The organism is Nocardiopsis tropica (assembly GCF_042660575.1).
Classification (GTDB): Bacteria; Actinomycetota; Actinomycetes; order Streptosporangiales; family Streptosporangiaceae; genus Nocardiopsis; species Nocardiopsis tropica.
Map to the genome: position 1 here is coordinate 145577 of NZ_JBHSUF010000016.1, position 10427 is coordinate 156003.

Genomic DNA, 10427 nt, shown 5'->3' on the forward strand with positions numbered 1-10427 from the left:
GCGTGCTCCCTTCCCGGCCCCGTAGGCCTTCGCGCTGGTCCGCGTTCAACGGTACTTGCGCCGGGCACGCCTCCTGTGGTTCGCTCTGCGGTGTTCATCACACATATTATCGATAATGAGGGCAATAATGCAGGACGGACCTCCCGGGCTCCGGGGCAACCTCACCAACTACGGGGACAGCGGGTTCGCGCTCTTCCTCCGGAAGGCGTTCATCAAGGGCAGCGGGTACACCGACGACGCCCTGGACCGCACCGTCGTGGGCATCGTGGACACGGGCAGCGGCTTCAACCCCTGCCACGGCAACATGCCCCAGCTCATCGAGGCCGTGAAACGGGGCGTCATGCTCGCGGGCGGCCTGCCGGTGGAGTTCCCCACCATCTCCGTGCACGAGGCGTTCTCCCAGCCCACGAGCATGTTCCTGCGCAACCTGATGTCGATGGACACCGAGGAGATGATCCGCGCCCTCCCCGTCGACGCGGTCGTCCTCATCGGCGGCTGCGACAAGACCGTGCCCGCCCAGCTCATGGGCGCGGCCTCGGCCGGGAAACCCGCCATCCAGCTCGTCACCGGGTCGATGCTGACCGGCTCGCACCGCGGCGTCCGGGTCGGCGCGTGCACCGACTGCCGCTCCTTCTGGGGCCGCTACCGGGCCGAGGAGATCGACGACGAGGAGATCGCCGAGGTCAACGGGCGGTTGGTGGGCAGCGTGGGCACGTGCTCGGTCGCGGGCACCGCCAGCACCATGGCGTGCGTGGCCGAGGCACTGGGCGTCTCCCTCCCGGGCAGCGCGACCCCGCCCGCCGTCACCGCGGACCGCACGCGCTACGCCGAGATGACCGGCACCCGCGCGGTGGAGATGGCCCGTGAGGGCCTGACCGTCGACAGGATCCTCACGCGGGGCGCGTTCGAGAACGCCCTCCGGGTGCTCCTCGCCCTGGGCGGCTCCACCAACGGACTGGTGCACCTGGCCGCCGTGGCGGGCCGGCTCGGCTACTCGCTGGACCTGGAGCGGTTCGACGCCATGAGCAGGGAGACCCCGGTCCTGGTCGACCTCAAACCCGCCGGCGACCACTACATGGAGGACCTCCACCGCGCCGGGGGCGTCCCCAGGCTCCTGCTGGAGCTGCGCGACCTGCTCAACACCGACGAGCTCACGGTCACCGGCCGCACCCTCGGAGAGGAGCTCGACCGGGCCCCGGCGCCCTTCCCGCAGGAGGTCGTCCGCACCCGCTCCGCCCCGGTCTACCCCGCAGGGGGCATCGCGGTGCTGCGCGGCAACCTCGCCCCCAACGGCGCGATCATCAAACAGGCCGCCGCCGACCCCGTCCTCATGGAGCACCGGGGGCGCGCGGTCGTCTTCGAGGACTCCGAGGACCTCGCGCGCCGCATCGACGACGAGGACCTGGACGTGACCCCCGACGACGTGCTGGTGCTGCGCGGCATCGGCCCGATCGGCGCCCCCGGCATGCCGGAGGCCGGATACATCCCCATCCCCCGCAAACTGGCCCGCCAGGGGGTGAAGGACATGGTCCGCGTCTCCGACGGCCGCATGTCAGGGACGGCGGCGGGCACGATCGTCCTCCACGTCTCGCCGGAGGCCGCCGCCGGAGGGCCCCTCGCCCTCGTCCGCGACGGCGACACGATCCGGCTCAGCGTCGAGGAGCGCCTCATCCACCTCGACGTCCCCGACGACGAACTCGCCGCACGCGCCCAGGAGGCCCCGCGCGCCGCGGCCGCCCCCCGGCCGGGACGCGGGTACCGCAAGCTGTACGTCGACCACGTCAACCAGGCCGAGCACGGGTGCGACTTCGACTTCCTGAGATCGGAGACCGACCGGGGCGCCGTCCCCGGCGCCCCCGCGGTCCCAGGGGCCGGCGGCGGAGGAGCGCATGTCTGAGACAGCCTGGATTCTGACCGCCTCGGTCCTGGCCGTGGTGCTCCTGCTCCTGCTCATCATCAGGTTCAGGTTCCAGCCCTTCGTCGCCCTGCTGGTCGCCGCGATCACCTTCGGCCTGGCGACCGGAACGGCCCCGCTCGACCTCGCCGAGCAGATCGTCGACCGCATGGGCGGCGCCCTGGGCCAGGTGGCCCTGATCATCGGGCTCGGCGCCATCTTCGGCGAGGTGCTGCAACGGGCGGGCGCGGCCGAGCGCCTGGCCACGACCCTGGTGGAGAGGGTCCCCGACCGCTACCTCTCCTGGGCCCTGGGCCTGGCCGGCTTCCTCGTCTCGATCGCCGTCTTCATCGACGTCGCGATCGTCATCCTCGTCCCCCTGCTCTACGCGATCGCGCGGCGTACGGGCCGCTCCCTGCTCTACTACGGCATCCCCCTGTGCGCCGGGCTGAGCGTCACCCACACCTTCATCCCGCCCACGCCGGGGCCGATCGCCACGGCGGGCATCCTGGGGGCGGACCTCGGCCTCGTCATCGTCTACGGCGTGGTCTGCGGCCTGCCCGCGATGGCGGTGGCGGGCCCGCTCTTCGGCCGGTTCGTCGCGAAGCGGATCTTCGTCCCGGTCCCCGCCGAGGCCGACGCCGTGAGCGTCACCGCCGGCAACGGGGCGGAGGGGGCGCGGAGCGGTTCCGGAGAGGGCCCGTCCGCCATCGGCGGGGCCGAGGACGGCGCGGCCGACCCGCTGCCGAGCTTCGGTTCCGTCCTCGGAGCCCTCCTGCTCCCCCTGGCCCTGATCCTGGGCGGAACCACCAGCAGCCTCCTGCTGCCCGAGGGCACCCCGGCCGCCACCGTTCTCGGATTCGTCGGCCACCCGGTGATCGCGCTCCTGCTCACCTGCCTGTACACCCTCTGGTTCTTCGGGGTGCGCAAGGGGCGCTCGGGCAAGGAGCTCCAGGAGATGGCGACCAAGGCCCTGGCGCCCGCGGGCGTGATCATCCTGATCACCGGCGCCGGCGGGGTGTTCGGCGGACTGCTTGTCGACTCGGGCCTCGGCGAGGTGCTGGCTGCGGGGATGCAGCAGATCAACATGCCGATCGTGCTCTTCGGCTTCCTCGCGGCCGCGGTCATCCGCGTCTCGCAGGGATCCGGGACCGTCGCCATGATCACCGGCGCGACGCTGACGGCGCCCCTGCTGGAGACGATCGGGGCGAGCCCGTCGCTCGCGGCGCTGACCTGTGTCGCCATCGCGTGCGGCGGAACGGCGTTCTCCCACGTGAACGACTCGGGCTTCTGGATGGCCAACCGCTATCTCGGGATGTCGGTCGGGGACACGCTCAGGTCGTGGACCGTGATGAAGACCCTGGTCGGACTGACGGGCCTCACCGTGGCGCTCGTCCTCACCCTGTTCGTCACCTGAGCCGCGGCCCCGGTGGAGGAGCGCCCGGAGGGCTCCTCCACCGGGACACGGGCCGCGGGCACCGGGTCCTCCCCGCCCCCTCGTGCGTGCCGGGCAGCGGACCGCGGCCGAATGAGCGGGGGAGCGCATGCGGCGTCCCGTCCGCGCCCTCTTCCCCGCAGCCGCGGCAAGAAGGCGCGGGCCCGGGGAGTGTTTTTTGGAGGCTTTCGGGTCGGCGAGCGGCCGTCCAGGCCATCTCTCGCAAGCCGATGTGCGAAGTTCAGCCTGGTTGTGCTTCACGATCGCAGAGGCGCAGCGAGAGGCAGCCCGGTGGAAGCGAGCCCGGAAGAATCCACAAAACACGACCTAGACTGAGCGGGTGTTCGGGAGAGTCCAGGGATGGTTGCGGCGGCACGAAACGCTCGTCGACGCGCTCTGTGTGGCCCCGTTCCTGGCGTGGTGCCTGATGAGGACACTCTCCTACGCCGGCCCGGACGACCCCGGCCATCTCACCGCGGCCGTCCGGATCGCCTTCACGCTCGTGCTGCTGCTGCCCCTGGCGCTGCGGCGCAGGTATCCGGCGGGGGTATTCGCGACCGTCGCCGCGGCGACCGTTCTGCAGCTGGCGTTCGGCGTCGACCTGTTCCTGGCCGAACTCGCCGTCGTCGCCGCCATGTACACGGTGGCCGCACACCGCCGCCTCGCGCCGGCGCTGGCCGCTCTGGCCGTGGTCGAGCTCTGCCTGCTGCTGATGATCGTGGGCTCACCCTATGCGGACCAGGGCTCCTGGACCGTGTTCGTGTTCTACACGTTCTTCATCATGCTCTGCTGGGTCACCGGCCTCTACACGAACGTGCGCCGCAGCCACCTCATCGGCCTGGAGGAGCGCGCGCAGTGGCTCGAGCGCGAGCGCGACGCCCGTGCCCGGGCGGCCATCGCCGAGGAGCGCGCGCGTATCGCCCGGGAGCTGCACGACGTGGTGGCCCACAACGTGAGTGTGATGGTGGTGCAGGCCGACGGTGCCGCATACGCGATCGATGACGATCCCGCGCGGGCCAGGACCGCGATGGAGACCGTTTCCGAGGTGGGCCGGACGGCCCTGTCCGAGATGCGCGGCATCCTCGGGGTGCTCCGCGAGGGGGAACACGAGGAGGGGTTCACGCCCCGGCCCGGTGTGGAGCAGTTGGACCAGTTGTTCGCCCAGGTCCGCCGTGCCGGGCTGCAGGTGGAGTACACCGTGGACGGCCCCGTCCGGCAGCTGTCGGCAGGGGCGGGGCTCGTCGTCCACCGGGTGGTGCAGGAGGCGCTGACCAACACCCTCAAGCACGCCGGACCCGGGACGGTCCGCGCCAGGGTACGCCTGCGCTTCGGGGACGACGCCCTGGAGGTCCGGATCCTCGACGACGGGCGCGGCGCGTCCGTGCCGGCGGGGGCGGGCCCCGGGGAGGGGCGCGGTCTGACCGGCATGCGGGAGCGGGTGTCCGTGTACGGGGGCTCCCTGCGAGCCGGGCCGTGCCCGGACGGGGGATACGAGGTCGTGGCGTCGCTGCCGATGCGGGCGATCACCACATGAGGGAACCGGAAGGGAACGCACCTGTGGGCACACCGCCCCGAGACCGGCGCCCGGAGGCGATCCGCGTCGTCCTCGTGGACGACCAGGAACTGGTCAGAACGGGTTTCGGCATGGTCCTGGACGCCCAACCCGACATCCGGGTCGTCGGTGAGGCCGGCGACGGGCACACCGCGCTCGAACTCCTGCGCACCCTCACCGCCGACGTCGCACTCGTCGACGTCCGCATGCCCGGCATGGACGGCATCGAGGCCACACGCCGCATCTGCGCCGACGGCGGAGGGCCGCGGGTGCTGATCCTGACCACCTTCGACATGGACGAGTACGCCTACGCGGCCCTGAGGGCCGGGGCGAGCGGTTTCCTGCTCAAGGACGCCCGGACGCAGGACCTGCTGTCGGCGATCCGCTCCATCCACTCCGGCGACGCGGTGGTCGCCCCCAGCACGACGCGGCGCCTCCTCGACCGTTTCGCGGGCCACCTGCCCACCGGTGACGGGAGGCCGCCCGCCCCCGAGTCCCTCGGCGTGCTGACCCCGCGCGAGAGGGAGGTGCTCGCCCTGGCGGCCCGTGCGCTGTCGAACACCGAGATAGCCGACCGGCTGCACGTGTCCGAGGCCACGGTCAAGACGCACGTGGGGCGGATCCTGACCAAGCTCGACCTGCGCGACCGCGTCCAGGCGGTGGTCCTCGCCTACGAGACCGGCCTGGTCGGCGTGCCCCGGTCCTGAGACGCCCGCGCCTCCCCGGAACGGGCGGGAGCGCCACCGGCACACCGCCCGTCCCCCGGGTCGGCCCCGACCTTCGACACGGGTGCGCCTGCCACCTGGGGACCAGGGCGGCGCCCCGGTCCTCCTGGAGGATGACGGAAAAGGTCATCCTCCGGCGAGATGTCCGGAGAGCGCCCCGCGGACATGCTGGACCTGTGTCTCACATGATCACGACCCATGACCTGGGCAAGACGTACGGCGACCGAACGGTGGTCGCGAACCTGGACCTGCGCGTGCCCGAGGGGTGCGTGTACGGCTTCCTCGGCCCCAACGGGTCGGGGAAGACCACCACGATGAAGATGCTCCTGTCCCTGGTGCGCCCCACCACGGGCGAGATCCGCATCATGGGCCGCCCCATGGAGCGTTCCACCCGCCGAGAACTGCTGGGCCGCATCGGTGCGCTCATCGAGACCCCGCCCTCGTACGAGCACCTCACGGGCCGGGAGAACATGCGCCTGGTGAAGCGGCTCCTGGACCTCGACGACGGCCGGACCACCCGGGCGGTCCGGACCGTGCGCCTGCAGGACCACCTCGACAAGCCGGTCCGCGACTACTCGCTCGGCATGAGGCAGCGGCTGGGCATCGCGATGGCCTTGGCCCGCGAACCCCGGCTGCTGATCCTCGACGAACCCACCAACGGCCTCGACCCCGCCGGCATCGAGGAGATCCGCCGCCTCCTCGCACAGCTGGCCGGGGACGGGACCACCGTGATGGTCTCCAGCCACCTGCTGGGCGAGATCGACCGCACGGCCACAGTGCTCGGCATCCTCGGCGAGGGCCGCATGCTCTTCCAGGGCACGCGCGACCAGCTCCTCGCGCGGTCCACCCCCGACGTGCTGATCGACACCCCCGAACCCGAGCGGGCGACCGCGCTCGCCGCCCGGTGGAGCGCGTACCGGGACGGCCCCGCCGTGCGCCTGCCCGGACTCGACCGGACGGACACGGCCCACGTGGTGGCCCATCTCGTGCACGAGCGCGTCGACGTCCACGGAGTGCGCCGCGACGCCCAGTCCCTCGAGGACGTCTTCATGGACCTCACCGGAGGGCGGGGCCTGTGATCGGCCGTGCCGTGGCGAACGAGTTCGCCAAGATGCGCCGCCTGCGCGTCGTGCCCGTGGCGGCCGCCATGACGGTCGGTGTCGTCGCACTGTCCTGCTACGCACTCGCGGCGCCGGGTTTCCTGGAGTCGGTGGACGACCCCGCAGCGCGGCCCTGGCAGTGGCTGCTCGGAAACATGGCGATGGCGGTGCTGCTGGTCTCGCCCGTCCTGCTGGCGGTGCTGGCCAGTCGACAGGTCGACATCGAGCACCGGGGAGGCGGCTGGCTGCTCTCCCAGACCTCGGGGCTGCCCCCCGGGGCCCTGTGCCGGGCCAAGTTCGCGGCCTCCGGCGCGGTCGTGGTGGCGGCCACCCTGGCCCAGAGCGGCCTGGTGGCCGCCATCGGCGGGCTGGTGGGCATCACGGTGCCCTTTCCGGCCGGGCAGTGGCTCGGGTACACCGCCTCGGCCGTCGTCGTGAACCTGGTGCTCTTCGCACTCCACCTCTGGCTGGCGGCACGGACCGGCAACCAGCTCGTGGGACTCGGGGTCGGGGTGCTGGGCGTGTTCGTGGCCGTCTCCGGCACGGGGATGTCCGCGGGGGCCGCCCACCTCCTTCCCCCGTGGGGGTACTACGCGCTGGTCATGCCGGTCGACGTCCGCGAGGCCGGCATGGTCTCCCTGGACCCGCCGCACCTGAGCGTGGCCGCACTCGGGGTCGTCGGCGGGGCCCTGTTCCTGTTCGCCACCCGCCTGTTCGACCGTCAGGAGGTCTGAGCCATGGGTTCGGTCCGAGCCGAGTTCCTCAAGTTGAGGCGCTCCATGAGCTGGGTCGTGGTGGTGCTCCTGCCGCTGACGGCCGTCGTCGCGGGAGCGGTCAACACGGTCGTCGCCGGTGAGCCGCTCGAAGACCACTGGCACACCCTGTGGTTGCGGGTGGCGGTCTTCTACGGCTTGTTCCCCCTGGCCCTCGGCGTGGCCGTCCTGGCCTCGCTGGTCTGGCGCGTCGAGCACCGCGGCGGCAACTGGAACGCGCTGATGGGCCGCCAGGTGTCCAGCCTCCACGTGGTGGTCGGCAAGACGGCGGTGCTGGCGGCGCTCGCCGCGGCCATGCAGGCGGTGCTGGTGGCGGGCGTCGTCGTGGTCGGCAAGCTGGTGTTCGCACTCCCGGGCACCCTACCGCCCGAGTACTTCCTGGTCAGCGCCGTCGTCGTGCTGGCGTGCCTGCCGGTGGCGGCGTTCCAGTCCGGTCTGTCGATGCTCATGAGATCCTTCGCCGCTCCCATCGCCGTGGCACTCCTGGCGTCGGCCGCGGGGATGCTGCTGTGGGCGACCCGTATCGAGGCCCTGGCGCTGCTCCTGCCCCACGGCCTGGTCGGCCGGGCCACGCAGATGGGGACGGGGATGCTCGCGGACAGCGGGACCGTCACGGCCGGTGCGGTGACCTTCGTCGCCCTGGTCGCCCTCGGTCTCACCGCGGTGGTGACCCTGGGTACCGCGGCCGTTCTGGACCGGCGCGACATCCGCTGACCGGGAGGCGCCCGGCGGGGGCGATCCCGCGCCGGGCGTTCCGGGGGAGGGGACGGCACGACGACGGTTCCGCCGGTCCTGGCTCCCGTATCCGCACCCGACCTCGAACGGTCATCCCACGGACGCGTAGATCACCAACCAGTGGTCCCGCTCGGCGTCGTGCAGCATCTCGCTCTGGAAGGTCTGCCACCCCCGTGTCGGATGGAACAGGTGCTTGACGGCGGAGTGTCCCACCCCGACCTCCCCCTGGGCCCAGAGGGACCGGAAATCGGCACTGGTCTCCGAGAGTTCCGCGTGCAGGGACCTGAGGTACCCGTCGTCGGGGTAGCGGCCCATCGCCGAGCGCAGCTCCGCCGTGGCCCATCGGGCGTACCGGTGCGCCCCCTCCTCACCGAGGACATGGCGGGCGTGGGAGGTGAAGCCCTGGTGGACGATGTTGCGCCGGAAACGGCCTTCGCCGGAGAGCGGACCGAGAAGCTCGGCCGCGGCCGCGTTGCGCGCCATCACGTCCAGGCGGCCGTCGTGAACGGTGACCGGGACGGTGCCGTCGAGGCTGCGCAGCAGCTGGAGCAGGCCCGGCCGGATCTCGCTGCCCGGCGCGAGCGGTTCGGGCGGCAGCTCACCGGCGAGCCGGAACAGGTGGCCGCGCTCGCCGGCGGTGAGACCGAGGACCTGCGCCAGGGCGGTGAGCACCTCGCGGGAGGGGCGGGGCGCCCGCCCCTGTTCGAGGCGGGTGTAGTACTCGACGGAGATCCCGGCGCTCTCGGCCAGTTCCTGCCGTCTCAGCCCGGGGACCCGGCGCCGTGAGGCCGGCACGACGGCCGACGGCTCGGAGGGGACCAGCATGGCCCGCCGACCACGCAGGAACTCCCCTAAGTCTGTTCTCAGCCGGGTTGGCATGCCCACGATGATACCGGGGCGCTCCGCACGATCCCCGCCGCTCTCCCGCCCACGGCGCTTCCCTGACTGGCCCTGCCAGTACCAGGCCCGACGGAGTCTTCCCCGCCTGTCGGGGTTCCCGCACAGTGGTCCTCGAACGCCCGACACAGGTGTTCGACCACCACACCACTACCATCCGAGGACTCTTCACATGCCCACGAACCGCGTCGCTTTGATCACCGGGGCCAACCAGGGCATGGGCAGGCACGTGGCCGGGGAACTGGTCTCCGACGGGGTCGCCGTGTTCCTCGGCTCCCGCGATCTCGCCCGCGGCGAGGCGGCGGCAGCCGAGATCGGCGACGGCGCCACCGCACTCCAGCTCGACGTGACCGACGCGAGGTCCGTCACCGCGGCCGCCGAGAGGATCGAGAAGGAGGCCGGACGGCTCGACCTCCTCGTCAACAACGCCGCCATCTCCTCCACCCGTACCGGCCTCACCATGGCTCAGCTCCGGGCCACGGCCCGGCCGAGCACGGTCTCGCTCGACGAGGTGCGGGCGGTCTGGGAGGTGAACGTCTTCGGCCCGCTCGCAGTCTTCCAGGCCGTGCTGCCGCTGCTTCGCGCCTCCTCCGACGCACGCGTCGTGAACGTCACGAGCGCGATGGGCTCGCTGACCACCATGGGGGATCCGGCCTTCCCGTTCCACCGTGCCTTCGAACCGGTCTACTCCGCATCCAAGACAGCGCTCAACGCCGTGACGCTGGCCATGATGGTCGAGCTCGAAGAGACCGACGTCAAGGTCAACCTCGTCTCGCCGGGGTTCGCGAACACCGCACTGGTCGAGTTCGAGGGAACGGAGACGGTCGGAGACGCTGCCCGGGAGGTGGTGCGGGTGGCCCGCCTCGGCCCCGACGGGCCGAGCGGCACCTTCACCTCCTGGGAGGGTGCGGACATCCCCTGGTGACCACCACCGGCGGCCGCCGCTCAGCCGTGCCGGGGATCCGGACAGGCAGATCCCAGGAGGTGGGCGCGCTCGGGGGCTGCCGTGGTGTCACCGCGGCCTCCGCCGGGGTCTGCCGCCGCAACCTGTGGCGGCCCTCCTCGGCCCGGCTGCCCCGCGGATGTCCGCGGTTCCGGGGGAACCGGGCCCACGGGGTCGGGCTACGACCCTGAGGACGGCGGTTCCTCCCGTGCCCCGGTGGTGCGGGCCGGACGGGCCGCCCCGCGGTAGGTCAGTGTGCGCAGCAGGACCTCGGCGGGTCCGCGCCGGCCCGCCCGGTCGAGCAGGTACGCCGCGAGGACGGTCAGCAGCCAGGTGCCGAAGGCCACCAGGACCGCCGACCAGCTGGACAGGT

General features: G+C 72.2%; 10 protein-coding genes. 8 read left to right on the top strand and 2 right to left on the bottom strand.

Features of this window, described 5'->3' with window-relative positions; translation table 11 throughout:
- The first annotated feature begins 127 nt into the window (after window positions 1-127).
- The 7 genes from ACFQBR_RS24390 to ACFQBR_RS24420 all read left to right on the top strand — a co-directional run bounded on the left by ACFQBR_RS24390 (window position 128) and on the right by ACFQBR_RS24420 (window position 8193).
- The gene (locus ACFQBR_RS24390) at window positions 128-1897 is read left to right on the top strand and encodes an IlvD/Edd family dehydratase (RefSeq protein WP_267945169.1); all 1770 of its coding nucleotides are present in this window, start codon (window positions 128-130) and stop codon (window positions 1895-1897) included.
- Window positions 1890-3311, top strand: a complete 1422-nt coding sequence (locus ACFQBR_RS24395) for a GntP family permease (protein ID WP_344182014.1) — start codon at window positions 1890-1892, stop codon at window positions 3309-3311. The genes ACFQBR_RS24390 and ACFQBR_RS24395 overlap by 8 nt, the downstream gene beginning before the upstream one ends.
- A 358-nt stretch (window positions 3312-3669) precedes the next feature.
- Complete coding sequence (locus tag ACFQBR_RS24400; RefSeq protein WP_344182016.1) at window positions 3670-4863, top strand: sensor histidine kinase; 1194 nt, start codon at window positions 3670-3672, stop codon at window positions 4861-4863.
- Complete coding sequence (locus ACFQBR_RS24405; RefSeq protein WP_378554511.1) at window positions 4860-5588, top strand: response regulator; 729 nt, start codon at window positions 4860-4862, stop codon at window positions 5586-5588. The genes ACFQBR_RS24400 and ACFQBR_RS24405 overlap by 4 nt, the downstream gene beginning before the upstream one ends.
- A gap of 194 nt (window positions 5589-5782) precedes the next feature.
- Window positions 5783-6685: an ABC transporter ATP-binding protein gene (locus ACFQBR_RS24410; RefSeq protein ID WP_344182020.1), complete on the top strand. Its 903-nt coding sequence runs from the start codon at window positions 5783-5785 to the stop codon at window positions 6683-6685.
- Complete coding sequence (locus ACFQBR_RS24415) at window positions 6682-7440, top strand: ABC transporter permease (protein ID WP_344182022.1); 759 nt, start codon at window positions 6682-6684, stop codon at window positions 7438-7440. Before ACFQBR_RS24410 ends, ACFQBR_RS24415 begins: the two co-directional genes overlap by 4 nt.
- Window positions 7441-7443: 3 nt before the next feature.
- Entirely contained in the window at window positions 7444-8193 is a 750-nt protein-coding gene (locus ACFQBR_RS24420) for an ABC transporter permease (protein WP_344182024.1), read from the top strand.
- A 111-nt stretch (window positions 8194-8304) separates the two neighbouring features.
- Here the strand turns inward: ACFQBR_RS24420 and ACFQBR_RS24425 are convergent, their stop codons facing one another.
- Window positions 8305-9093, bottom strand: coding sequence for a helix-turn-helix domain-containing protein (locus ACFQBR_RS24425; protein WP_352987017.1), 789 nt, complete (start codon window positions 9091-9093; stop codon window positions 8305-8307).
- 190 nt (window positions 9094-9283) lie between these two features.
- On the opposite strand from ACFQBR_RS24425, the gene ACFQBR_RS24430 reads away from it, so the two are divergent.
- Window positions 9284-10036, top strand: a complete 753-nt coding sequence (locus tag ACFQBR_RS24430) for an SDR family NAD(P)-dependent oxidoreductase (protein ID WP_344182028.1) — start codon at window positions 9284-9286, stop codon at window positions 10034-10036.
- Between the two features lie 197 nt (window positions 10037-10233).
- Here the strand turns inward: ACFQBR_RS24430 and ACFQBR_RS24435 are convergent.
- A partial coding sequence (locus ACFQBR_RS24435) for a DUF418 domain-containing protein (RefSeq protein WP_378554515.1) occupies window positions 10234-10427 on the bottom strand: 194 nt, incomplete at its 5' end.